Consider the following 22822-nt stretch of genomic DNA (forward strand, 5'->3'; position numbering starts at 1 on the left):
GATAAAAGGAACCGGGATGAAGAAATTGCCTCTGCTGCTCTGCGGAACGTCGCTGTTACTGGGCGGCTGCTCAACGCTTTCAAACGTCAACTGGTCGGCGGCTGCGCCGTGGCACTGGTTTGACGGGTGGGGATCGTCGCTGGAAGTAACCGAAAAGGGCGTCGGCGATATCACGGCTGAGACGCCGCTTCAGGAAGCCGCGATAAGCGAGGCACTGGGCGACGATTATCGCCTGCGTAGTGGCATGCGCGTTAATGGCGGCACGATTGTGCGCTACTTCGAAGCGATGAAAGAGAATCAGCTGGCGCTGGTCATTGACGGCGAAAACGGCACGGTGAGCCGCATCGACGTGCTGGATAAAGCGATTCCCGCAGACAACGGTGTGGAGATCGGCACGCCGTTTGGCGATCTCTATAAAAAAGCGCAGGGCGTCTGCCAGAAAGCCAGCGCGCCGGATGATGAGGGCGTGGAGTGCAAAGCGCCCGGCAGCGAGCACATCAGCTATGTGTTTGGCGGCAACTGGCGCGGCCCGCAGGAGCTGATGCCGCCGGATGATACGCTCAAAGGCTGGACGCTGAAAAAGATTATCTGGCGTCGTTGAGTCTTGCGTAAACGCAACGCCTGAACCGCGAAATCGGGTACAATACGCCCGGTTTTGCCACTCTGTGGCAGCGGTTTATCAGGAGGAGTGATGTCTGTGGTTCAAAGCGGCATTTTGCCGGAGCATTGTCGTGCGGCTATCTGGCTTGAGGCGAGCGTTGATGAAAGCCAGCGTGAGGCGCTGCGCGCGGCGAGTAAAGTTTTCGCCGATAAAGTCGCGACCTTTCAGGCGCAGTTTCCCGAGGCGAATCTCGGCGTTGTCGTGGCGTTCGGCCACACCCTTTGGCGTGCGCTGACGAAGGATGACAGCGCGGCGGAGCTGAAAGGCTTCACGCCGCTTGGTAAAGGGCTTGCGCCCGCGACGCAGCATGACGTGCTGATCCACATTCTCTCTCTGCGCCACGATGTCAATTTCTCCGTGGCGCAGGCGGCGCTGGAGGCGTTCGGTGACGCGCTGAAAATCGAAGAGGAAACCCACGGTTTTCGCTGGGTGGAAGATCGCGACCTGAGCGGCTTTGTCGATGGCACCGAAAACCCGGCGGGCGAAGAGACGCGCCGCGAGGTGGCGGTGATTCAGGACGGCATCGACGCGGGCGGCAGCTACGTATTCGTACAGCGCTGGGAGCATAACCTGAAGCAGCTCAACCGTATGAGCGTGCCGGATCAGGAGATGATGATAGGACGCACCAAAGTCGCTAACGAAGAGATCGACGGCGACGCGCGTCCTGTTACGTCGCACCTTTCACGCGTTGACCTAAAAGAAGACGGCAAAGGGCTGAAGATTGTGCGCCAGAGCCTGCCTTATGGCACCGTCAGCGGCGTGCATGGCCTTTACTTCTGCGCCTACTGCGCGCGTCTTTATAACATTGAGCAGCAGCTGCTGAGCATGTTTGGCGACACCGATGGCAAGCGCGACGCTATGCTGCGCTTCACCCGTCCGGTGACTGGCGGCTACTATTTCGCGCCTTCGCTGACCCGCCTGCTTAACCTCTGATCCCCTTCGCGCGCGGCCTTGCGGGCCGCGCCGTCACGCCAGTCGTCTTATATCCTTTTGCGCTTGCAAATCACTAAACGGTATATAAAAGCGGTATAGCTTTCTCACCCGTATAAATACACTGATGGCTCGATCGTTATCACATTTATAAGGTGCAAAATGGCCGTGAAATCAGTGAAAAAAGCATGGGGCACGCTGGCGATTTCTCTGCTGATGGCGGGTTCCGCGCAGGCGACTGAATTGCTTAACAGCTCTTATGATGTTTCGCGCGAGCTGTTCGCTGCCCTGAACCCACCGTTTGAACAGCAGTGGGCGAAGGAGAACAACGGCGACAAGCTGACGATCAAACAGTCTCATGCTGGCTCCTCAAAGCAGGCGCTCGCGATTTTACAGGGCTTAAAAGCAGACGTTGTAACTTATAACCAGGTGACTGACGTTCAGATCCTGCACGACAAAGGCAATCTGATCCCGGCCGACTGGCAGGCGCGTCTGCCGAACAATAGCTCGCCGTTTTACTCCACCATGGCGTTCCTGGTCCGTAAAGGGAACCCGAAAAACATTCACGACTGGAGCGATCTGGTGCGCCCGGACGTGAAGCTGATTTTCCCGAACCCGAAAACCTCCGGCAACGCGCGCTATACCTATCTGGCGGCCTGGGGCGCGGCGGACAAAGCCGACGGTGGTGATAAAGCCAAAACCCAGCAGTTTATGACCCAGTTCCTGAGAAACGTAGAGGTGTTCGACACCGGCGGTCGCGGCGCGACCACCACGTTTGTGGAGCGCGGCCTGGGTGACGTGTTGATTAGCTTTGAATCGGAAGTGAATAACATCCGTAACCAGTACGCCAAAGAAGGCTACGAAGTGGTCGTGCCGAAGGTGAATATCCTGGCGGAGTTCCCGGTGGCGTGGGTCGATAAAAACGTGAAGGCCAACGGCACGGAAAAAGCGGCCAAAGCCTACCTGAACTGGCTCTATACGCCACAGGCGCAGCAGATTATCACCAGCTATTACTACCGTGTGAATAACCCGCAGGTAATGGAATCGCTGAAAGATAAATTCCCGCAAACCGAGCTGTTTCGCGTGGAAGACGCCTTCGGCAAATGGCCGGACGTGATGAAAACCCATTTCGCCAGCGGCGGTGAGTTCGACAAGCTGGTGGCGGCGGGGCGTAAGTGATGTTTGCTGTGTCTAAACGCGTGCTGCCGGGGTTTACCTTAAGCCTCGGCACCAGTTTGTTGTTTGTCTGCCTTGTTCTGCTGCTGCCGCTGAGCGCGCTGGTAATACAGCTCTCCCAGATGACCTGGGCGCAGTACTGGGACGTGATTTCTAATCCGCAGGTGGTGGCAGCGTACAAAGTGACGCTGCTCTCCGCGGCGGTCGCCTCACTCTTTAACGGCGCGTTTGGCCTGCTGATGGCCTGGATTTTAACGCGTTACCGTTTTCCGGGCCGCACGCTGCTCGACGCGCTGATGGATCTGCCGTTCGCGCTGCCGACCGCCGTGGCTGGCCTGACGCTCGCTTCGCTGTTCTCGGTCAATGGTTTTTACGGCGAATGGCTGGCGAAGTTTGATATCAAAGTGACCTACACCTGGCTTGGCATCGCGGTGGCGATGGCGTTCACCAGTATTCCTTTTGTGGTGCGTACCGTTCAGCCGGTGCTCGAAGAGCTGGGCCCGGAGTATGAAGAGGCGGCGGAAACCTTAGGTGCCACGCGCCTGCAAAGTTTTCGCAAAGTGGTGCTGCCGGAGCTTTCGCCAGCGCTGATGGCGGGCGTGGCGCTCTCCTTTACCCGCAGCCTCGGCGAGTTCGGCGCGGTGATTTTTATCGCGGGCAATATCGCCTGGAAAACCGAAGTGACCTCGCTGATGATTTTTGTGCGTTTGCAGGAGTTCGACTACCCGGCCGCGAGCGCCATCGCCTCCGTTATTCTTGCCGCGTCGCTGCTGCTGCTGTTTGCGATTAACACGCTGCAAAGCCGGTTTGGACGCAGGGTGGTGGGACACTGATGACAATGATGACGCAGGCGCGCGCAGAGGCGCGCATAAACTGGGGTAAATGGCTGCTTATCGGCACTGGCATGCTGTTGTCGGCATTTATTCTCGTGGTGCCGATGATTTACATCTTCGCCAAAGCCTTTTCCGACGGCCTGATGCCGGTGCTGGAGAATATCGCTAACCCGGATATGCTGCACGCGATCTGGCTGACGGTGCTGATCGCGCTGATTACCGTGCCGGTTAACCTGGTCTTCGGCACGCTGCTGGCCTGGCTGGTAACGCGCTTTAACTTCCCTGGCCGTCAGTTGCTGCTGACGCTGCTGGACATTCCTTTTGCCGTCTCGCCTGTAGTAGCGGGGCTGGTTTACCTGCTGTTTTACGGCTCCAACGGCCCGCTCGGCGGCTGGCTGGACGCGCACGATATGCAGATTATGTTCGCCTGGCCTGGCATGGCGCTGGTAACGATATTTGTGACCTGTCCGTTCGTCGTGCGCGAACTGGTGCCGGTGATGTTAAGCCAGGGCAGCCATGAGGACGAGGCGGCGATTTTGCTGGGCGCTTCGGGATGGCAGATGTTCCGCCGCGTGACGCTGCCGAATATTCGCTGGGCGCTGCTCTACGGCGTGGTGCTGACTAACGCCCGCGCCATCGGCGAATTCGGCGCGGTGTCGGTGGTGTCTGGCTCTATCCGCGGCGAGACGCTCTCGCTGCCGTTACAGATTGAGCTGCTGGAGCAGGACTACAACACCGTCGGCGCGTTTACCGCCGCCGCGCTGCTGACGCTGATGGCGATTCTGACACTGTTTTTAAAGAGTGCGTTGCAATGGCGCCTGAATAATCAGGAGAAACGCGTGCAACAGGAGGGAAATCATGAGCATTGAGATTGCCAATATTAAGAAATCTTTTGGTCGCACCCAGGTGCTTAATGATATCTCTCTGGATATCCCTTCCGGCCAGATGGTGGCGCTGCTGGGGCCGTCCGGCTCCGGGAAAACCACGCTGCTGCGCATTATCGCCGGGCTTGAACACCAGACCAGCGGGCAGATCCGCTTTCACGGCACCGACGTAAGCCGCCTGCATGCGCGCGAGCGTAAAGTCGGGTTCGTGTTCCAGCATTACGCGCTGTTTCGCCATATGACGGTGTTTGACAACATCGCGTTCGGCCTGAGCGTTCTGCCGCGCCGCGAGCGTCCGAACGCGGCCGCGATTAAACAAAAAGTGACGCAGCTTCTGGAAATGGTACAACTGGCGCATCTGGCCGACCGCTACCCGGCACAGCTTTCAGGCGGGCAGAAACAGCGCGTGGCGCTGGCGCGCGCGCTCGCGGTAGAGCCGCAAATCCTGCTGCTGGATGAACCCTTCGGCGCGCTCGACGCCCAGGTGCGTAAAGAGCTCAGACGCTGGCTGCGTCAGTTGCATGAAGAGCTGAAATTCACCAGCGTCTTCGTCACGCATGATCAGGAAGAGGCGATGGAAGTGGCCGACCGCGTGGTGGTGATGAGCCAGGGCGATATCGAACAGGCCGATGCGCCGGAACAGGTCTGGCGTGAACCGGCGACCCGCTTCGTGCTGGAGTTTTTAGGCGAAGTGAATCGGCTGAAAGGCACCGTGCGCGGCGGGCAGTTCCACGTCGGCGCGCATCGCTGGCCGCTCGGTTTTACGCCTGCGTACCAGGGGCCGGTGGATCTCTTCTTACGCCCCTGGGAAGTAGACGTGAGCCGCCGTACGAGCCTTGATTCGCCGCTGCCGGTGCACGTGCTGGAAGTGAGTCCGAAAGGCCACTACATGCAGCTGGTGGTGCAGCCGCAGGGCTGGTATGACGAACCGCTCACCGTGGTGCTGCGTGAGGATTATGTACCGCAGCGCGGGGAACGGCTGTTTGTCGGCCTGCAGCACGCGCGTATTTATCACGGCAACGAGCGTATCGAGACGCGCGAGAATATTGCTCTGGCGAAGTCTGCCTGATAGCTTATTGCGCAGGTTTATCGCCCGGTGGCGCTACGCTTGCCGTGCCGACAGTCATCACCGCATTTTTCAGGCCGGGTAAGCGAAGCGATACCCGGCTTTTTTATTGAGTAAACATTGTGAACACACTCGAACAAACGATCGGCAATACGCCTCTGGTGAAGCTCCAGCGCCTCGCGCCGGACAACGGCAGCGAAATCTGGGTCAAACTCGAAGGCAATAACCCGGCGGGCTCCGTCAAGGACAGGGCGGCGCTGGCGATGATTGCCCGCGCCGAGGCGCGTGGCGACATCAAACCTGGCGACACGTTGATTGAAGCCACCAGCGGCAATACCGGCATTGCGCTGGCGATGATTGCCGCTGTTAAAGGGTATCGCATGACGCTGTTGATGCCCGATAATATGAGCATGGAGCGCAAGGCGGCCATGCAGGCGTATGGCGCGAAGCTGGTGCTGGTGAGCCGCGAGCAGGGAATGGAAGGCGCGCGCGATCTGGCCGCAGAGATGGCGAAGCGTGGCGAAGGCATTATTCTCGATCAGTTCAACAACCCTGATAATCCCTGGGCGCACTACACGACCACCGGACCTGAGATCTGGCGCCAGACTGACGGGCGGCTTACCCATTTCGTCTCCAGCATGGGCACGACCGGCACGATCACCGGCGTCAGCCGCTTTTTGCGCGAGCAGACAAAACCGGTAACCGTGGTCGGGCTACAGCCGGAAGAGGGCAGCAGTATTCCGGGCATCCGCCGCTGGCCTGCAGAGTATCTGCCGGGAATTTTTGACGCGTCGCTGGTGGACGAGGTGCTGGATATTCATCACCGTGATGCGGAAAACACGATGCGCGATCTGGCGCGCAAAGAAGGTATTTTCTGCGGCGTCAGTTCCGGCGGCGCGGTATGCGGCGCGCTGCGCGTGGCGCACGCTAACCCCGGCGCTGTCGTGGTGGCGATTATCTGCGACCGGGGCGACCGTTATCTCTCTACAGGCATTTTTAGCGAAGAGAATAGCTACAGTCAGGGCGCGGGCATTTAATGCGATAACGGCGGGCATACGCCAGATGGGGATTTAAGCCGCCGCGTCTTCCGGTACGCATCCAGCCCGGTAGCCGCAGGGCGAGGAACAGGCAGAGGAAACGCCAGTGGCGCATGGTCCGGAGTCCGTGGTCAGGTTCAGATAAAAAAATGGCGCCTTGCGGCGCCATTTTTGTACACGAGTCAGTCTTATTTTTTGATACGGATAACCGGCGTTTCACCGACGGTCACGCTACCAGAAAGCTTGGTCAGCTCTTTGATTTCGTCCATATTGGAAATAACAACCGGCGTCAGCGTGGATTTTGCTTTCTCTTCCAGCAGCGGCAGATCGAATTCGATAACCGGATCGCCTTTCTTCACGCGCTGGCCTTCTTCAGCGATGCGTTTGAAGCCTTCGCCTTTCAGCTCAACGGTATCAATACCGAAGTGGACGAACAGCTCAATGCCACTGTCCGATTCGATAGAGAAAGCGTGGTTAGTTTCGAAAATTTTACCGATGGTGCCATCAACCGGCGCAACCATTTTGTTACCGGTCGGTTTGATAGCGATGCCATCACCAACGATTTTCTCTGCGAACACTACATCCGGCACGTCTTCAATATTAACGATTTCACCAGACAGTGGAGCAACGATCTCAATGGTTCCGGTGTCGCTATTGCCTTTATCACCGAACAGTTTACTAAATAACCCCATTAGCCTTCTCTCCTAAGCAGTAATTTGGGCCGCATCTCGTGGATTAGCAGATTGTTTTTTCTTCAATGAACTTGTTAACCAGCGTCATTAACTCGTCCGTTGTCGGTTGAGCAAGAGCCTGCTCTGCTAAAACCTTCGCATCTTCGAAGTTCGTGTTACGGATAATCTTCTTAATGCGCGGGATAGAAATGGCACTCATACTGAATTCATCCAGACCCATCCCCAGCAACAGAAGTGTAGCACGTTCGTCGCCAGCAAGCTCACCACACATGCCGGTCCACTTACCTTCAGCATGAGATGCATCAATAACTTGCTTGATGAGGTTCAGGACAGACGGCGACATCGGCTGGTAAAGATGCGATATCATATCATTACCGCGGTCAACCGCCAGGGTGTACTGCGTCAGATCGTTGGTACCAATACTGAAGAAATCAACTTCTTTGGCGAGGTGGCGCGCGATAGTCGCGGCCGCCGGGGTTTCCACCATGACGCCGATTTCAATCGTTTCGTCGAACGCTTTGCCTTCGTTACGCAGTTCTTGTTTGAAAATCTCGATCTCTTTTTTCAGCGCGCGCACTTCTTCAACCGAAATAATCATCGGGAACATGATACGCAGTTTGCCGAACGCGGAGGCGCGCAGGATGGCACGCAGCTGATCGCGCAGGATCTCTTTACGATCCATCGCGATGCGGATTGCACGCCAGCCGAGGAACGGGTTTTCTTCTTTCGGGAAGTTCATGTACGGCAGCTCTTTGTCGCCGCCGATGTCCATGGTACGCACGATAACCGCCTGCGAGCCGCACGCTTCAGCGACAGCTTTATACGCCTGGAACTGCTCTTCTTCAGTTGGCAGTGAATCGCGATCCATGAACAGGAATTCGGTACGGTAGAGGCCTACGCCTTCTGCGCCGTTACGCTCAGCGCCAGCGACATCGCGCACAGTACCGATGTTCGCGCAGACTTCAACCTGGTGGCCGTCAAGAGTGATGGCCGGCAGATCTTTGAGCTTCGCAAGCTCTGCTTTTTCTTCAGCAACCTGAGTCTGAATCGCGCGCAGGGATTCAATCTCTTCGTTCGTCGGGTTAACGTAAACTTTATTGTTAACCGCATCGAGGATCAGGTAGTCGTCGTTTTTCACCTGAGTGGTGACGTTGCCGGTGCCCACAATCGCTGGCAGCTCAAGAGAGCGCGCCATGATGGAGGTGTGGGAAGTACGGCCGCCCAGATCGGTAATAAAGCCCAGCACCTTTTTCAGGTTCAGCTGTGCGGTTTCCGACGGAGTTAAATCGGCTGCCACCAGAATCACTTCGTCCTGGATGGAGCTTAAATCAATGATGGCCAGGCCCAGAATGTTGCGCAGCAGACGCTTACCGATATCGCGCACGTCAGCGGCGCGCTCTTTCAGGTATTCATCGTCCAGCTCTTCCAGGGCGGTCGCCTGACCTTCGATAACCTCATGCGCTGCCGCGTCGGCAGTGATGTGCTTATCTTTAATCAGGGCTATGATTTCCTGCTCCAGCTCTTCATCTTCCAGCAACATGATGTGGCCTTCGAAGATAGCTTCCTTTTCTTCACCGAAAGTTTCGCCGGCCTTGATCTTGATAGCTTCCAGCTGAGCGGAGGCTTTGGCGCGACCACTCAGGAAACGTTCTACTTCCTGATCAACCTTATCGGCAGAAATTTTTTTCCGGTCGATGACAATTTCATCTTCTTTCAGCAGCAATGCTTTGCCGAAAGCGATACCCGGAGACGCTAAAATGCCTGAAATCATAACCCTACCTTACTTGTGACTGATTTTAATAAGAACCCAGAACTTACTCGAGTTCAGCCATCAGTTTTACCAGATGCTCTACTGCTTTCTGCTCATCTTCGCCTTCTGCGGAGATGGTCACAACGGTGCCCTGAGTCAGGCCCAGAGTCTGCAGTTTAAACAGGCTTTTTGCGCTGGCGCTTTTGCCGTTGGAAGTCACAGTGATCTCGGAGGTGAAGCCTTTCGCTTCTTTTACAAACTGAGCAGCAGGGCGGGTATGCAGACCGTTCGGAGCGGTAATAGTCACTTCTTGCTGGAACATTGTATTTCCCCAACTTATAGGTTTAGTTTGTGGAACTAAAGTCTAGCCTGGCGGCGTGACTTTAGCCTGTATAGTTAGCGTCGGCGTAACGGAACGCAGCACGGATGCCAGAACCACGAAAAACGCATGGCGTTTAATTCCATGCGGCTCGCGTTTCGCTCGTCATTAATCATTATGACGCGATCGAAGTAGCATAACCAAATCGTTAAATCGATTCAGCACGTATCAATTCGTCTCGGGATTAATTTCACGCATCGAAATAATTGCTGGTTAAATACCAGACCCGGCCGATGCAGGCAATGCCATACAAGACAAAAGTTTGATGCACGCCACAAAAAAGCACCCCTTTGGGTGCTTTTTTGCGCATATTTAACAATCTGGCATCACTGTTGCAGTTCTTTCTCAGTGAAGAGATCGGCGAACAGCGCGGTGCTTAAATAACGCTCACCCGAGGACGGCAGGATAACCACAATATTCTTGTTGGTAAAGGTTTCATCTTCCTGAAGTTTGAGCGCGGCGGCAACGGCGGCACCGGAAGAGATACCGGCCAGAATGCCTTCTTCTTCCATCAGGCGGCGCGCGGTGGAAATGGCTTCTTCATTGGTAATGCCGATAACTTTATCAACCAGTTTCAAGTCCAGGTTGCCTGGAATAAAGCCTGCGCCGATGCCCTGAATTTTATGCGGGCCCGGTTTCAGCTCCTGACCTGCTATCGCCTGGGCAATCACCGGGGAATCGGTCGGCTCAACCGCGACGGTAATCAGCTCGGTTTTGCCTTTGGTGTTTTTGATATAGCGGCTCACGCCGGTCAACGTACCGCCAGTACCGACGCCCGCGATAAACACATCAACCTGGCCGTCGGTATCTTCCCAGATTTCCGGGCCGGTGGTTTTTTCGTGAATCTCCGGGTTAGCCGGGTTGCTGAACTGCTGCAACAGCAGATATTTCGACGGATCGCTTGCGACAATCTCTTCCGCTTTCTGGATAGCGCCTTTCATGCCTTTAGCGCCTTCGGTCAGCACCAGATTTGCGCCCAGCGCTTTCAGCAGTTTGCGGCGCTCAACGCTCATGGTTTCAGGCATGGTCAGCGTCAGCTTATAACCCCGCGCGGCGGCGACATAAGCCAGCGCGATGCCGGTGTTACCACTGGTCGGCTCGACCAGCTCCACGCCCGGCTTCAGTACGCCGCGCTTTTCAGCATCCCAAATCATATTGGCACCGATACGGCACTTAACGCTGAAGCTTGGGTTACGTGACTCCACCTTCGCCAGAATGCGTCCGTTACCGATGCGGTTCAGTCGAACCAGCGGCGTATGGCCAATAGTCAACGAGTTGTCTTCAAAAATCTTGCTCATAGCCCGTCCTTAACTGTATGAAATTTGGGAACCGCACCAGCATACCCGCTCAACGCGCCTGAGGAAGTAAGGATTTCGTATATCGTTATGCCCATGCGAAATAATGCTTAAGAGTATGGAATAAGCCCGGTTATATGGCCAGCGAACCTAGCGCCAGCTGGCGTGTTTACCGCGATAGCAATCCACCCACATCGCCGTTGCGCCGCAGACCGCGACGGGCATGATCGCAAGATTCAGTACCGGCACCAGCGTAAAAAGGCTGACCAGCGCGCCGAACTGCATATTTAAGCTCTTACGTTCGCGCAGCGCCGCGCGCATGGTTTTAAACGGCACTTTATGGTTGTCGAAGGGGTAATCGCAGTACTGGATTGAGAGCATCCAGGCGCTGAAGAGAAACCACAGCACGGGCGCGACGGTCTGGCCGATACCCGGAATAAAATAGAGCAGCAACAGCACCAGCGCGCGGGGCAGATACCAGGCGAGCTTTTGCCATTCGCGCTTCATAATGCGCGGTAAATCTTTCATGATGCCGAAAACACCCGTATCCGGCGGCGTGGCGCCGGTGAGGCGTGCCTCGAGTTGTTCGGCCAGCAGGCCGTTAAACGGCGCGGCTATCCAGTTGGCCACCGTCGAAAAGAAATAGCCGAAAACAAGCACGATGGAGATAACCGCAAGGGGCCAGAGCAGATAGTTGAGCCATTGCAGCCAGTCTGGTACATGGGACATCAGTTGCGGTATCCAGTTATCAAGGCGGGTAAACAGCCACCAGAACGCGCCGCCCATCAGCAGGAAATTGACCAGCAGAGGAAGGATAACGAAGCGCCGAATGCCGGGCTGGCTTATAAGCCTGAAGCCCTCTGAAAGGTAGAACAGACCGCTGCGCGAACCCGCGCCTGTGTTTGAAACCATAGTTCCGCAAAGCTCCTTATTAGCCTCCCCGAACCGGGGCCTGGTTATCTTAACCGAGAGGGAAATTTGCGCCACCCGAGAAATGGTCGAAAAAACAGCAAAAAGCACGATTTCTTTCATCTTTCTGTCCGGAAAACCGAGCGCGCACTTGCACTTGCCGTAATGGGCAAATACTCTTAGTGAGTAAATGTTTGCCGTCATGGCAAGGTGTTAGAACAACAGAGAATATAATGATGCAGGATTTGCGTCTGATATTAATCATTGTTGGCGCGATCGCCATAATCGCCTTACTGGTGCACGGTCTGTGGACCAGCCGTAAGGAGCGTTCTTCTATGTTCCGCGATCGTCCGATGAAGCGCATGAAATCGAAGCGCGATGAGGATGACGACGAAGATGACGTCGACGAGCCGGATGACGACGGCGTTGGCGAAGTTCGCGTGCGCCGCAGCGCGCCGGTACCGGAAAGCGCGCCTGTTCGCCAGCCTCAGCACAACTATCAGCCGCCTTACGCGCCTTCTCAGCCGCGTCAGCCTGTTCGCGAGCCGGTAGAGCCGGAGCCAGAAGTGGCTTACAGAGAAGCTCCGCAAGCGCCCCTGCATCAGCCGCATCAGCCGCAACAGCCGCAGCCTGTTCGCCAGACCGCGCCGCAACCCCAGCAGCCCGCACCGGCACAGCCTGCCATGCATCAACCCGCGCCGCAGCCAGTGGCCGAGCCTGCACCGCAGCCAGAGCCGGTTTCCGAACCCGCGCCCGCGAGCGCACCGGAAAAACCGCAGCCGAAAGAAACCGTGATTATCATGAACGTTGCGGCTCACGCAGGCAGCCAGCTCAATGGTGATGTGCTGTTTAATAGCATCCAGCAGGCCGGTTTTAAATTTGGCGACATGAATATTTTCCATCGTCACCTGAGCCCGGACGGCAGCGGCCCTGTGCTGTTCAGCCTGGCCAATATGGTTAAGCCTGGTTCGTTTGATCCAGAAACCATGACTGATTTCACCACGCCGGGCATCACCATTTTCATGCAGGTGCCGGGCTTTGGCGATGAACTGCAAAACTTCAAACTGATGCTGCAGTCGGCGCAGCATATCGCCGATGAAGTCGGCGGCGTGGTGCTGGACGATCAGCGCCGTATGATGACGCCGCAGAAGCTACGTGAATATCAGGACAGAATTCGCGATGTGAAAGAGGCGAATGGCTAACCGCCCGCCGTTAAGTTTTCTCCCATAACCCCCGCCTGTCGGGGGTTTTTTATCATTGATGGTGCGTTATGGAATCAATCGAAGAAAAACTGACTCAACTGCGAACCACGCTTCGCCATCATGAATTTCTCTACCACGTTATGGACGCGCCGGAAGTGCCGGATGCCGAATACGATCGCCTGATGCGCGAGCTGCGCGCGCTGGAAGAGGCGCATCCGGAACTGGTGACGCCCGATTCGCCTACCCAACGCGTTGGCGCCGCGCCGCTGACCGAGTTCAGCCAGGTGCGGCATGAAGTGCCGATGCTCTCGCTGGATAACGTGTTTGACGAGGCGAGTTTCCTGGCGTTCAACAAACGCGTACAGGATCGCCTGAAAAGCACCGATGCGCTGGTGTACTGCTGCGAGCTGAAACTCGATGGCCTGGCGGTCAGCCTGCTGTATGAAAATGGGCTGCTGGTCCGCGCCGCCACTCGCGGCGACGGCACCACCGGCGAAGATATCACGCTCAACGTGCGCACCATTCGCGCCATTCCGCTGAAGCTTCGCGGTGACAACATTCCGGCGCGCCTCGAAGTGCGCGGTGAAGTGTTTCTGCCGCAGGCGGGCTTTGAAAAAATTAACGAAGAAGCCCGGCGCACGGGTGGGAAAGTTTTCGCCAACCCGCGCAACGCGGCGGCGGGATCGCTGCGTCAGCTCGATCCGCGCGTCACGGCCAAACGTCCGCTGACATTTTTCTGTTATGGCGTTGGGTTGCTGGAAGGCGGCGAGCTGCCGCGCAGCCATATGGAACGTCTGCAACAGTTTAAAGCCTGGGGACTGCCGGTGAGCGAGCGTATTCGTCTCGTGAAAACGCCGGAAGAGGTACTGGCGTTTTACCATCAGGTCGAGGCCGACAGGCCGACGCTCGGGTTTGATATTGATGGCGTGGTGATTAAAGTCGATTCGCTTGAGCTTCAGGAACAGCTTGGCTTCGTGGCGCGCGCGCCACGCTGGGCCGTGGCGTTTAAGTTCCCGGCCCAGGAGCAGATGACGACCGTTCGCGATGTGGAGTTCCAGGTCGGGCGCACCGGCGCTATCACGCCTGTCGCGCGCCTTGAGCCGGTGCAGGTGGCAGGTGTGCTGGTGAGCAACGCGACGCTGCATAATGCCGATGAAATAGCCCGCCTCGGGCTGCGCATCGGCGATAAAGTGGTGATTCGCCGCGCGGGGGATGTTATTCCGCAGGTGGTCAACGTGGTGCTCTCTGAGCGCCCGCAAGAGACGCGGCCGGTTGTATTCCCGGCGCACTGCCCGGTCTGCGGCTCGGACGTTGAGCGCGTTGAAGGCGAGGCCGTAACGCGCTGCACCGGCGGGCTTATTTGCGGCGCGCAGCGCAAAGAGGCGCTCAAGCATTTTGTTTCCCGCCGTGCGATGGATGTGGACGGCATGGGCGATAAAATCATCGATCAGCTGGTTGAGAAAGAATATGTGCATACGCCTGCCGATCTGTTCCGTCTGACCGCAGGTAAGCTGACCGGTCTGGATCGTATGGGGCCGAAATCGGCGCAGAATCTGGTCAATGCGCTGGAGAAAGCCAAAGAAACCACTTTCGCGCGTTTCCTGTATGCCCTTGGCATCAGGGAAGTGGGGGAGGCAACCGCCGCCGGGCTTGCGGCGCATTTCGGCACGCTGGAGGCGCTGATTAACGCCTCGATCGACGACCTGCTGAAAGTGCCGGATGTCGGTATCGTGGTCGCGACGCATGTGTTCAATTTCTTTGAAGAAGAGAGCAACCGCGCCGTCATTCGCGATCTCACCGAAGAAGTAGGCATTCACTGGCCTGCGCCGCAGGTGGTAAAAGCCGAAGAGATAGACAGCCCGTTCGCCGGGAAAACGGTGGTGCTGACCGGTACGTTAAGCCAGATGTCGCGCGATGACGCTAAAGCCCGGCTTGCCGCGCTGGGCGCGAAGGTCAGCGGCAGCGTGTCGAAGAAAACCGATCTGCTTATTGCCGGTGAAGCGGCAGGCTCCAAGCTTGCGAAAGCGCAGGAGCTGGGCATTGAGGTCATCGACGAGGCAGAAATGCTGCGTTTGCTAGGTGAGTAATATGGAAAAAGAGCAACTCATCGCTATCGCTAATACGGAAATGCCGTTTGGTAAATACAAAGGTCGTCGGCTTATCGACTTACCCGAAGAGTATCTGTTGTGGTTCGCCCGCAAGGATGAATTTCCCGCCGGGAAACTTGGCGAGCTGATGGCGGTGACGCTGCTTATCAAATCCGAAGGGTTGGGCCATCTGGTTCAGCCGCTGAAAAAGCCCTGAAAAAAACGGCGCGAACCTCGCGCCGTGATTTTTCCTGCCATTTCACCATGGCCCTGTTACCGGCCGGTGAGAACGTTTTTTCTTATACGTAGATATCAATCTGATGGTCGCCGGAAGCCTGCTTCACGGCTTCCACCTGCTTGCTTTCCTGTTTTTTCTGCGCCTGTTCAGCCTGCTCACGCTGTAACTGAGCCAGCTGTGCCTGCAACATTTTGATCTGGTTCTGAATAAGCTGCTGCTGTTTCTGCTTCTCTTCCGCGCTGCCTTCGCTGGTCGCGAGATCTTTAAGCTTGGTTGTGAGCTTAGTGATCTGCTGGGTCAGGCGGGCGATCTGCGACGCGATATCATTGCCGGTGGGCGCGCTGCTGCTGCTCGTCTGTACTGACGGGGTTGAAGCAGTAATGGTAGTCGACATCATGTTCTCCTTTGTTATAGGCCTGGAAAAGGTATCGGCACCGGAACGGGAAAACTGAGTGTTTAATGAAGAAATCGCGGATTAAAGCGAAGCGGGGCGGGTGAATACGGGAAGAACGTGAGCGATGAGGATAACGCGCATAGCAAAAAGGCGCCTTTAGGGCGCCTTTTTACATTGGTGGGTCGTGCAGGATGACTCGCTTCGCTCGCCCTTCGGGCCGTCGCCGCAAGCGGCTCCGTTGTCTCGCCATAAATGGCTCGACTCAAACCTGCAGCAGGTTCGAATCTTTCTTACGTTCAGATAAGCAAAAAGGCACCTTTAGGGTGCCTTTTTACATTGGTGGGTCGTGCAGGATTCGAACCTGCGACCAATTGATTAAAAGTCAACTGCTCTACCAACTGAGCTAACGACCCGAAGTGGTGGGTGATGACGGGATCGAACCGCCGACCCCCTCCTTGTAAGGGAGGTGCTCTCCCAGCTGAGCTAATCACCCACTTCAGTACTTCTGTTACTAATGACAAGAAATTCGCTGGCGAGAAAGTGGTGGGTGATGACGGGATCGAACCGCCGACCCCCTCCTTGTAAGGGAGGTGCTCTCCCAGCTGAGCTAATCACCCACTTCTCATTTCTTATCTACACTGCGGGAACCACGTTAAGTGGTGGGTGATGACGGGATCGAACCGCCGACCCCCTCCTTGTAAGGGAGGTGCTCTCCCAGCTGAGCTAATCACCCCCGCTGTGTGGAGTCGCATTATAGGGAGAGTTGAAAATGAGTCAACGCCTTTTCCAAAGTTTTTGTTTGTTCGTCGTAAAATTAGACAGTGCGCTGGTTTTCTGGTCGTTAAGGTATGATTTATCAACAGATAACGCCTGAAAAGAACGGGCGAAAGGTATCAACATTGAGGAATCAGCGCAGGGTGGTAGAATATTGCCCACTTTGTCACTCCCTGGCATGTGCCGCTTAATGGCATTGTTTAACACTAAGGCCAATCAATGAAAATCAAAACCCGCTTCGCGCCAAGCCCGACCGGCTATCTGCACGTCGGTGGCGCCCGTACCGCTCTTTATTCCTGGCTTTTCGCCCGCAATCAGGGTGGCGAATTTGTGCTGCGTATTGAAGACACCGATCTTGAGCGCTCCACGCCGGAAGCCATCGAAGCCATTATGGATGGGATGAACTGGCTGAGCCTGGAGTGGGATGAAGGCCCGTATTTCCAGACCAAACGCTTCGATCGCTACAACGCGGTGATTGATGAAATGCTGGCGGCGGGTACGGCATATAAATGCTATTGCTCGAAAGAGCGTCTGGAAGCGCTGCGCGAAGAGCAGATGGCGAAGGGCGAAAAGCCGCGTTATGACGGCCGTTGCCGCCACAGCCATGAGCATCATGCTGACGATGAGCCTTGCGTCGTGCGTTTTGCGAACCCGCAGGATGGTTCTGTCGTGTTTGACGATCAGATCCGCGGCCCGATTGAATTCAGCAACCTGGAACTTGACGACCTGATCATTCGTCGTACTGATGGCTCCCCGACCTATAACTTCTGTGTGGTGGTGGACGACTGGGATATGGAAATCACGCACGTGATCCGTGGTGAAGACCATATCAACAACACGCCGCGTCAGATCAACATCCTGAAAGCGCTGGGCGCGCCGGTGCCGCTGTACGCGCACGTCTCCATGATCAATGGCGATGACGGTAAAAAGCTCTCCAAACGTCACGGCGCGGTGAGCGTCATGCAGTATCGCGACGACGGCTATCTGCCGGAAGCGCTGCTGAACTATCTGGTGCGTCTGGGCTGGTCTCACGGCGATCAGGAGATCTTCTCGCGTGAAGAGATGATTAAATTCTTCGCGCTTGATGCGGTCAGCAAATCGGCGAGCGCGTTCAACACCGATAAACTGCTGTGGCTGAACCACCACTACATTAATACGCTGGCACCGGAGTATGTGGCGACGCACCTGCAGTGGCATATCGAGCAGGAAAATATCGATACCCGCAACGGCCCGCAGCTGGCGGAGCTGGTGAAACTGCTGGGCGAGCGCTGCAAAACCCTTAAAGAGATGGCGCAGACCTGCCGCTATTTCTACGAAGATTTCAGCGAGTTTGACGCCGACGCGGCGAAAAAACATCTGCGCCCGGTGGCGCGCCAGCCGCTGGAAGTGGTGCGCGATAAACTCGCCGCCCTGACCGACTGGACTGCCGAAAACGTGCATCACGCGATTCAGGCGACCGCCGATGAGCTGGAAGTGGGCATGGGTAAAGTGGGTATGCCGCTGCGCGTCGCGGTGACCGGGGCAGGGCAGTCGCCAGGCCTGGACGTCACCGTTCACGCGATTGGTAAATCCCGAAGCGTGGAGCGTATCAACAAAGCGCTGGCGTTTATCGCCGAGCGTGAAAACCAGCAGTAATAAAAAAGCCGGCGCAAGCCGGCTTTATTTTTCCTCGCGAAGACCAAGCCTTTTCACCAGACCCGCCGTACCTTCTTCGTTAATCAGTTCACTAAGACGTGCCTGCTCCTGCGGATCCAGCATTTCCAGCGTGCGGATAAACTGCGCCATCATTTCGTTATCCCAGGTCACATAAGGCACATCGTTCTCTTCGACACGGCTGTAAAGGTGCGCGGAATAGCGCAGCTTATCGGTGGAAAGAAAATAGTCATACACCTGCTGCGTGATAAGGATCAACAGCGCGCCGCCTTTGCGTCCTTTCAGCGGAATGCGCTTCCAGCCATATTTTCGCGCCCAGCCGCTGATGGTCTGGGCGGTGTATCCCGACAGCTCGCCCAGCTCTCCCGCTGTCATCCAGCGTGTAAATCGGTTCATGACTTAATCCGTATGGCGAATATCCAGACGCTGCAACAGGCCAGCAATGCCTTCGCGCAGCAGTAATGAGGTCAGCTGCTTTTGCTCTGATTGGCTCATCTCTTTCAGGGAGTTCAGCAGCAGATTCTCCAGCGGCGCATCGACAGAGGCCGTATAAGGGGCCACGTTGTCAGAGACGCGGCGGGCGCTGCGGATAAATGTCAGCACTGCTTCATCAACATGAATCACGCGCGCTTTACCACCCTGCACGCCAGGCTTGGGCGATGTATGCCAGCCTTCTCTTCGCACCCACTTATTGATCGTCTGGCGGCTGTATCCGGTGTAGTGCGCCAGCTCGTCCGGGGTCATTCGATCCTTGACCATGACTAATCCTTACGAAATGTAAACCTGTTAGTGGCTAATCGTACAAGAACACAGTACAGGAAACTGTGACGGGAATAACTAGCGTATCGGGAGGACGGGGTTTTTGGAACCTTTTTGCTGCCTTTTTCGGCACTTGAAAGGCAAAGATGAATTTGGCGTTGACACTGTCCGGTGGAATTCTTATTATCCCGCCCGTCAACGCGACAAGGTGTTCCGACGGGGCTATAGCTCAGCTGGGAGAGCGCTTGCATGGCATGCAAGAGGTCAGCGGTTCGATCCCGCTTAGCTCCACCAAACCTACATCCCATCAGGTTTGGTCAGTAACACCAGAATCTCGTGGGGCTATAGCTCAGCTGGGAGAGCGCTTGCATGGCATGCAAGAGGTCAGCGGTTCGATCCCGCTTAGCTCCACCAAAATTGAAACCCTCGCCTTATGGCGGGGGTTTTTGCTTTTGCAGTTGCCGTATGCTGTTAACCGCTCGTGCTTCACCCTCCGCCATTTTCTTGCCAGCCTCGCGAAAGGTTTTTATCATTAAAGTCTGTAGAAACGCCGCCATGCCTGTAAGAAGCTTCTTATGAATTATCGTCAGGGTTTGCGTAAGTCAGGCATCGCGTTATTGCTTTGCGTCCTGTTGTTGCCGCTAGCGCGCCTGTTATCGCCAAAGGCTATTGTCGATGGCGAAGGAATATATTTAACATTTTTACCGCTCAGCCTGACGCTGGCGATGATTTATCTTTTCGGCCGCTATGCGCTACTTCCCCTGGCTGTTACTTTTTTATTTTTCTATGGCTGGTTTTTTCCGTTAAATAGCTCACAACTGCTGGCTTTTATTGCCAGCTTTTTATTACCCGTGATTGCAGCCTGCGCTATTTTTCGGGCGGTAAAAGGCCCGCGCTGGAGATTTGCCATAGCTCGTCACAGCACAGGGTTGCGGCTGTTTCTGCTTGGTTTGCTGGTACCCTGTCTGATTAAGATTTTGATGATTATCTCTGGGTACTGGTTTGATTATCCTGAAGTTATCGCGTCTTATTTCGGTGAGAGCACCTCATTTTACAGCATTGTCACCGTCCAGGGGTTAATGGCGGCTTCGGTGATTTTCGTCGATATATTTTATTATCCCGTCCGTATGGCGTTAAGCCCTGTATTCACCCGCGCGTTATGGCGTCGATGCATTATTCCGCTGCTGGCACCCGAAAAGAAACTGCTGGCCGCAGGCTGGTTTGCTGCGATGTTCATTCTGCTGACGCTCTTTCTGCTGCCGGTGAAACTCTTTTTAATTTCAATTTATACCCTGCCTGCCATTTTCGTTTTATTCACCAGCGGGATTTTTCTTATCGGGCCAGTGCTTATTACGCTGCTCTGGTCGTTTTCCTTATTATTATTGCTGGGCAACACCGATAGCTTTTTACCCACCGAAAAAAACGGTTTTTTACTGGCGTTTATGCTGTCTGGCTTTATCGCATTTACGGTTTCAATGCGTTTTATGACGGTCATTTTTAACAAGAATGAATGGATGAAACGGCAGTACCGTATGCTCGCATTAACCGACCCGCTCACCCGTCTGCCCAACCTGCGCGCCCTGGAGCGCCACCTGCAAAATGTTTCAGGCGGCGCGCTCTGCTGTCTGCGCGTGACCAACCTTGAGTTTCTGAGCCGCCACTACGGCCTGATGATGCGAATCCAGTGCAAAAAAGAGGTGACAACGCTGCTGCTGCCCTGGCTTAACGCAGGCGAGAAAGTCTTTCAGTTGCCCGACAGCGACCTGCTGATTTATCTGGCTGGCCCGGAGCCGCAGGACAGGCTGCGGCATATGGTGGATCTCCTGAACAGTAAACGTATCCAGTGGAACGGCGCGCAGCTCGATCTCGATTATGGCGCCGCCTGGGCGCTGGTGCATCAGGCGCAGGCACCCGATGAGCTATACCGCACCATCGGGCAACTCAGTTATCTGGCTGAAGTTGCCGGGCCGGGCGAGCCGGTCGTGGCGCTGGAGAGCCGTGGCCCAGGACTTTCCGGGCAAACCAGCGAGCCGGTGCTGATGCTGCAAAAGGTCAAACAGGCGCTCTCACAGGATGGCGTTACGCTTTTTGCGCAGCCGATACGCAATGCGCAGGGCGAGGGTTATGCAGAGATCCTGGCGCGTCTTGAGTGCGATGGCGAGCTTATTATGCCCGCGAAATTTATCCCGCTGATTGCCCGATTCAACCTCAGCGCCCGTTTCGATATGCCGGTGCTTGAGAAACTCCTGAAGTATCTGCATGCCCACCCGCAAACGCGCCCGGGGGCGCGTTTTTCCGTCAACCTGATGCCCTTAACGCTGGAACAGCAGGGCATCGCCCAGCAGGCTATTGCGTTGTTCGAGCGTTATCGGGTGCCGGTCAGCGCGGTGATTCTGGAGGTGACGGAAGAGCAGGCGCTCTCCGGGTCGGAAAACACGGTGCAAAACATCGCGCTGTTACAAGCGCGAGGATTTTGCATCGCTATTGATGATTTTGGCACTGGCTACGCCAACTTCGAGCGGCTTAAAAATTTACAGGCCGATATTATTAAAATCGACGGCTGTTTTATACGTAACGTGGTGAGTAATACCTTTGACGCGCTGGTGGTGAAGTCGATTTGCGATCTGGCGAAGGCGCGTTCGCTGACGGTAGTGGCGGAATTCGTTGAAACCACGGCGCAGCGCGATCTGCTCTTCGCGCTTGGGGTGGAATACATTCAGGGCTATCTGCCGGGGCGGCCAGAACGGCTTGAGCACGAGGCATAAAAAAACCGGGGCTGGCCCCGGTTTTTAACGCGTCGTGTTTGATTACAGCACGAGTGCGGCGATAGAGGCGGAGAGCACACTCACAAGCGTAGAGCCGTACACCAGCTTCAGGCCAAAACGAGAGACCACGTTGCCTTGCTCTTCGTTCAGGCCTTTGATAGCGCCCGCGATAATGCCGATAGACGAGAAGTTTGCGAAGGAAACCAGGAACACCGACAGAATGCCTTCCGCGCGCGGAGAAATGGTGCCCGCCAGTTTCTGCAGATCCATCATCGCGACGAATTCGTTGGAGACCAGTTTGGTCGCCATAATACTGCCCACCTGCAGCGCTTCGTTAGCCGGCACACCCATCACCCAGGCAACCGGGTAGAAGATGTAACCCAGAATGCCCTGGAAGGAGATGCCCAGCACTGCGGCGAACAGCGCGTTCAGGCCGGAGATCAGCGCGATAAAGCCAATCAGCATCGCGGCCACGATAATCGCCACTTTGAAACCTGCCAGAATGTACTCGCCCAGCATCTCGAAGAAGCTCTGACCTTCATGCAGGTTAGACATCTGCAGATCTTCTTCATTTTCAACGCGGTACGGGTTGATGATGGAGAGGACGATAAAGGTACTGAACATGTTCAGGATCAGCGCCGCCACCACGTACTGCGGTTTCAGCATGGTCATGTACGCGCCGACGATAGACATGGACACCGTGGACATCGCAGTTGCGGCCATGGTGTACATACGGTTGCGCGACATCTTGCCGAGAATATCCTTATAGGCGATAAAGTTTTCTGATTGTCCCAGAATCAGCGAGCTTACCGCGTTAAAGGATTCCAGTTTACCCATACCGTTCACTTTAGAGAGAACCGTACCGATAGCCCGGATAACAATCGGCAGTACGCGAATGTGTTGCAGAATACCGATTAACGCAGAGATAAAGACGATAGGGCATAGCACTTTCAGGAAGAAGAAGGCCAGACCTTCATCGTTCATTTTGCCGAAGACAAAGTTTGTCCCTTCGTTAGCAAAGCCGAGCAGTTTTTCAAACATATCGGCAAAGCCTTTAACAAAGCCAAGGCCAATATTTGAATTAAGGAAGAACCAGGCCAGCAGCACTTCGATAACCAGCAGCAGGCCAATATAAGGCAGACGAATTTTTTTGCGGTCGTGGCTGACCAGCAAAGCAAGCAGCGCTACAACGGCGAGCGCTAAAACGAAATGAAGGACGCGGGACATATTTGCTCCAAATATGAGGCAGGTTTAATTTCGGTGCACATTCTATGCAACAACCAATTAGAAAACGAGATCTGCAACACACTATAGTTACGTCATGTGACCAAATGCCAA

General features: G+C 55.5%; 21 protein-coding genes and 6 tRNA genes. 14 read left to right on the forward strand and 13 right to left on the reverse strand.

Annotated elements, in window-relative coordinates:
- The first annotated feature begins 16 nt into the window (after nt 1-16).
- The 7 genes from AFK66_RS04785 to cysM all read left to right on the forward strand — a co-directional run bounded on the left by AFK66_RS04785 (nt 17) and on the right by cysM (nt 6587).
- The gene (locus tag AFK66_RS04785) at nt 17-601 is read left to right on the forward strand and encodes an RpoE-regulated lipoprotein (RefSeq protein WP_007777048.1); all 585 of its coding nucleotides are present in this window, start codon (nt 17-19) and stop codon (nt 599-601) included.
- A gap of 90 nt (nt 602-691) precedes the next feature.
- On the forward strand, nt 692-1594 hold the full coding sequence (locus tag AFK66_RS04790; protein ID WP_007777045.1) for a Dyp-type peroxidase: 903 nt from the start codon (nt 692-694) through the stop codon (nt 1592-1594).
- A 159-nt stretch (nt 1595-1753) separates the two neighbouring features.
- Complete coding sequence (locus AFK66_RS04795; RefSeq protein ID WP_007782697.1) at nt 1754-2770, forward strand: sulfate ABC transporter substrate-binding protein; 1017 nt, start codon at nt 1754-1756, stop codon at nt 2768-2770.
- Nucleotides 2770-3600 carry a sulfate/thiosulfate ABC transporter permease CysT gene (gene cysT, locus AFK66_RS04800; RefSeq protein ID WP_007782700.1) on the forward strand — a complete coding sequence of 277 codons (831 nt, stop codon included), beginning with the start codon at nt 2770-2772 and terminating at the stop codon, nt 3598-3600. The genes AFK66_RS04795 and cysT overlap by 1 nt, the downstream gene beginning before the upstream one ends.
- Nucleotides 3600-4469 carry a sulfate/thiosulfate ABC transporter permease CysW gene (cysW, locus tag AFK66_RS04805; protein WP_007782703.1) on the forward strand — a complete coding sequence of 290 codons (870 nt, stop codon included), beginning with the start codon at nt 3600-3602 and terminating at the stop codon, nt 4467-4469. Before cysT ends, cysW begins: the two co-directional genes overlap by 1 nt.
- Nucleotides 4459-5553 carry a sulfate/thiosulfate ABC transporter ATP-binding protein CysA gene (gene cysA, locus AFK66_RS04810; protein ID WP_007893753.1) on the forward strand — a complete coding sequence of 365 codons (1095 nt, stop codon included), beginning with the start codon at nt 4459-4461 and terminating at the stop codon, nt 5551-5553. Before cysW ends, cysA begins: the two co-directional genes overlap by 11 nt.
- 119 nt (nt 5554-5672) lie before the next feature.
- Nucleotides 5673-6587 (forward strand): cysteine synthase CysM, encoded by a 915-nt coding sequence (gene cysM, locus AFK66_RS04815; protein WP_023898244.1) that lies wholly within the window; start codon nt 5673-5675, stop codon nt 6585-6587.
- Between the two features lie 188 nt (nt 6588-6775).
- Here the strand turns inward: cysM and crr are convergent, their stop codons facing one another.
- The 5 genes from crr to cysZ form a co-directional block, all read right to left on the reverse strand.
- The gene (crr, locus tag AFK66_RS04820) at nt 6776-7279 is read right to left on the reverse strand and encodes a PTS glucose transporter subunit IIA (RefSeq protein ID WP_004385842.1); all 504 of its coding nucleotides are present in this window, start codon (nt 7277-7279) and stop codon (nt 6776-6778) included.
- A 43-nt stretch (nt 7280-7322) separates the two neighbouring features.
- Nucleotides 7323-9050, reverse strand: a complete 1728-nt coding sequence (ptsI, locus tag AFK66_RS04825; protein ID WP_007777034.1) for a phosphoenolpyruvate-protein phosphotransferase PtsI — start codon at nt 9048-9050, stop codon at nt 7323-7325.
- Between the two features lie 43 nt (nt 9051-9093).
- Nucleotides 9094-9351 (reverse strand): phosphocarrier protein Hpr, encoded by a 258-nt coding sequence (gene ptsH, locus AFK66_RS04830; RefSeq protein ID WP_000487600.1) that lies wholly within the window; start codon nt 9349-9351, stop codon nt 9094-9096.
- 383 nt (nt 9352-9734) lie between these two features.
- Complete coding sequence (gene cysK / locus AFK66_RS04835) at nt 9735-10706, reverse strand: cysteine synthase A (RefSeq protein WP_007777030.1); 972 nt, start codon at nt 10704-10706, stop codon at nt 9735-9737.
- A gap of 147 nt (nt 10707-10853) precedes the next feature.
- The gene (gene cysZ, locus AFK66_RS04840; protein ID WP_007777027.1) at nt 10854-11615 is read right to left on the reverse strand and encodes a sulfate transporter CysZ; all 762 of its coding nucleotides are present in this window, start codon (nt 11613-11615) and stop codon (nt 10854-10856) included.
- A 230-nt stretch (nt 11616-11845) separates the two neighbouring features.
- Here cysZ and zipA point away from each other — a divergent pair, with 230 nt between their 5' ends.
- From zipA to AFK66_RS04855, 3 genes are all read left to right on the forward strand, one after another.
- Nucleotides 11846-12814, forward strand: coding sequence for a cell division protein ZipA (zipA, locus tag AFK66_RS04845; protein ID WP_038882277.1), 969 nt, complete (start codon nt 11846-11848; stop codon nt 12812-12814).
- 68 nt (nt 12815-12882) lie between these two features.
- Nucleotides 12883-14901, forward strand: coding sequence for an NAD-dependent DNA ligase LigA (gene ligA / locus AFK66_RS04850; RefSeq protein ID WP_038882279.1), 2019 nt, complete (start codon nt 12883-12885; stop codon nt 14899-14901).
- A gap of 1 nt (nt 14902) precedes the next feature.
- Nucleotides 14903-15118: a DUF3820 family protein gene (locus AFK66_RS04855; RefSeq protein WP_007700262.1), complete on the forward strand. Its 216-nt coding sequence runs from the start codon at nt 14903-14905 to the stop codon at nt 15116-15118.
- Between the two features lie 82 nt (nt 15119-15200).
- On the opposite strand, the gene AFK66_RS04860 is transcribed toward AFK66_RS04855, so the two are convergent.
- The 5 genes from AFK66_RS04860 to AFK66_RS04885 all read right to left on the reverse strand — a co-directional run bounded on the left by AFK66_RS04860 (nt 15201) and on the right by AFK66_RS04885 (nt 16266).
- Nucleotides 15201-15533, reverse strand: coding sequence for a FlxA-like family protein (locus tag AFK66_RS04860; protein ID WP_007777020.1), 333 nt, complete (start codon nt 15531-15533; stop codon nt 15201-15203).
- A 337-nt stretch (nt 15534-15870) separates the two neighbouring features.
- Nucleotides 15871-15946, reverse strand: a tRNA-Lys gene (locus AFK66_RS04870).
- 4 nt (nt 15947-15950) lie between these two features.
- Nucleotides 15951-16026 (reverse strand) — tRNA-Val (locus tag AFK66_RS04875).
- A 48-nt stretch (nt 16027-16074) separates the two neighbouring features.
- Nucleotides 16075-16150, reverse strand: a tRNA-Val gene (locus AFK66_RS04880).
- A gap of 40 nt (nt 16151-16190) precedes the next feature.
- Nucleotides 16191-16266 (reverse strand) — tRNA-Val (locus AFK66_RS04885).
- A gap of 260 nt (nt 16267-16526) precedes the next feature.
- On the opposite strand from AFK66_RS04885, the gene gltX reads away from it, so the two are divergent.
- Nucleotides 16527-17942, forward strand: coding sequence for a glutamate--tRNA ligase (gene gltX / locus AFK66_RS04890; protein ID WP_007700256.1), 1416 nt, complete (start codon nt 16527-16529; stop codon nt 17940-17942).
- A 24-nt stretch (nt 17943-17966) separates the two neighbouring features.
- Here the strand turns inward: gltX and AFK66_RS04895 are convergent, their stop codons facing one another.
- Nucleotides 17967-18356, reverse strand: coding sequence for a YfeC-like transcriptional regulator (locus AFK66_RS04895; RefSeq protein ID WP_007777017.1), 390 nt, complete (start codon nt 18354-18356; stop codon nt 17967-17969).
- A gap of 3 nt (nt 18357-18359) precedes the next feature.
- On the reverse strand, nt 18360-18719 hold the full coding sequence (locus AFK66_RS04900) for a YfeC-like transcriptional regulator (protein ID WP_032968338.1): 360 nt from the start codon (nt 18717-18719) through the stop codon (nt 18360-18362).
- 218 nt (nt 18720-18937) lie between these two features.
- On the opposite strand from AFK66_RS04900, the gene AFK66_RS04905 reads away from it, so the two are divergent.
- The 3 genes from AFK66_RS04905 to AFK66_RS04915 all read left to right on the forward strand — a co-directional run bounded on the left by AFK66_RS04905 (nt 18938) and on the right by AFK66_RS04915 (nt 21484).
- A tRNA-Ala gene (locus AFK66_RS04905) sits at nt 18938-19013 on the forward strand.
- A gap of 44 nt (nt 19014-19057) precedes the next feature.
- Nucleotides 19058-19133 (forward strand) — tRNA-Ala (locus AFK66_RS04910).
- Nucleotides 19134-19294: 161 nt separating this feature from the next.
- Complete coding sequence (locus tag AFK66_RS04915; RefSeq protein WP_007777011.1) at nt 19295-21484, forward strand: EAL domain-containing protein; 2190 nt, start codon at nt 19295-19297, stop codon at nt 21482-21484.
- A 42-nt stretch (nt 21485-21526) separates the two neighbouring features.
- On the opposite strand, the gene AFK66_RS04920 is transcribed toward AFK66_RS04915, so the two are convergent.
- Entirely contained in the window at nt 21527-22711 is a 1185-nt protein-coding gene (locus AFK66_RS04920) for a NupC/NupG family nucleoside CNT transporter (protein WP_012124105.1), read from the reverse strand.
- Between the last annotated feature and the right edge of the window lie 111 nt (nt 22712-22822).

It is taken from the genome of Cronobacter malonaticus LMG 23826 (assembly GCF_001277215.2).
In the GTDB taxonomy this organism is placed as follows: domain Bacteria; phylum Pseudomonadota; class Gammaproteobacteria; order Enterobacterales; family Enterobacteriaceae; genus Cronobacter; species Cronobacter malonaticus.

What these genes read in the sequence shown, in the direction of transcription:
- AFK66_RS04785 (WP_007777048.1), top strand. Translation starts at nt 17, where the DNA reads ATGAAGAAATTGCCTCTGCTGCTCTGCGGAACGTCGCTGTTACTGGGC.
- AFK66_RS04790 (WP_007777045.1), top strand. Translation starts at nt 692, where the DNA reads ATGTCTGTGGTTCAAAGCGGCATTTTGCCGGAGCATTGTCGTGCGGCT.
- AFK66_RS04795 (WP_007782697.1), top strand. Translation starts at nt 1,754, where the DNA reads ATGGCCGTGAAATCAGTGAAAAAAGCATGGGGCACGCTGGCGATTTCT.
- cysT (WP_007782700.1), top strand. Translation starts at nt 2,770, where the DNA reads ATGTTTGCTGTGTCTAAACGCGTGCTGCCGGGGTTTACCTTAAGCCTC.
- cysW (WP_007782703.1), top strand. Translation starts at nt 3,600, where the DNA reads ATGACAATGATGACGCAGGCGCGCGCAGAGGCGCGCATAAACTGGGGT.
- cysA (WP_007893753.1), top strand. Translation starts at nt 4,459, where the DNA reads ATGAGCATTGAGATTGCCAATATTAAGAAATCTTTTGGTCGCACCCAG.
- crr (WP_004385842.1), bottom strand. Translation starts at nt 7,279, where the DNA reads ATGGGGTTATTTAGTAAACTGTTCGGTGATAAAGGCAATAGCGACACC.
- ptsI (WP_007777034.1), bottom strand. Translation starts at nt 9,050, where the DNA reads ATGATTTCAGGCATTTTAGCGTCTCCGGGTATCGCTTTCGGCAAAGCA.
- ptsH (WP_000487600.1), bottom strand. Translation starts at nt 9,351, where the DNA reads ATGTTCCAGCAAGAAGTGACTATTACCGCTCCGAACGGTCTGCATACC.
- cysK (WP_007777030.1), bottom strand. Translation starts at nt 10,706, where the DNA reads ATGAGCAAGATTTTTGAAGACAACTCGTTGACTATTGGCCATACGCCG.
- cysZ (WP_007777027.1), bottom strand. Translation starts at nt 11,615, where the DNA reads ATGGTTTCAAACACAGGCGCGGGTTCGCGCAGCGGTCTGTTCTACCTT.
- zipA (WP_038882277.1), top strand. Translation starts at nt 11,846, where the DNA reads ATGATGCAGGATTTGCGTCTGATATTAATCATTGTTGGCGCGATCGCC.
- ligA (WP_038882279.1), top strand. Translation starts at nt 12,883, where the DNA reads ATGGAATCAATCGAAGAAAAACTGACTCAACTGCGAACCACGCTTCGC.
- AFK66_RS04855 (WP_007700262.1), top strand. Translation starts at nt 14,903, where the DNA reads ATGGAAAAAGAGCAACTCATCGCTATCGCTAATACGGAAATGCCGTTT.
- AFK66_RS04860 (WP_007777020.1), bottom strand. Translation starts at nt 15,533, where the DNA reads ATGTCGACTACCATTACTGCTTCAACCCCGTCAGTACAGACGAGCAGC.
- gltX (WP_007700256.1), top strand. Translation starts at nt 16,527, where the DNA reads ATGAAAATCAAAACCCGCTTCGCGCCAAGCCCGACCGGCTATCTGCAC.
- AFK66_RS04895 (WP_007777017.1), bottom strand. Translation starts at nt 18,356, where the DNA reads ATGAACCGATTTACACGCTGGATGACAGCGGGAGAGCTGGGCGAGCTG.
- AFK66_RS04900 (WP_032968338.1), bottom strand. Translation starts at nt 18,719, where the DNA reads ATGGTCAAGGATCGAATGACCCCGGACGAGCTGGCGCACTACACCGGA.
- AFK66_RS04915 (WP_007777011.1), top strand. Translation starts at nt 19,295, where the DNA reads ATGAATTATCGTCAGGGTTTGCGTAAGTCAGGCATCGCGTTATTGCTT.
- AFK66_RS04920 (WP_012124105.1), bottom strand. Translation starts at nt 22,711, where the DNA reads ATGTCCCGCGTCCTTCATTTCGTTTTAGCGCTCGCCGTTGTAGCGCTG.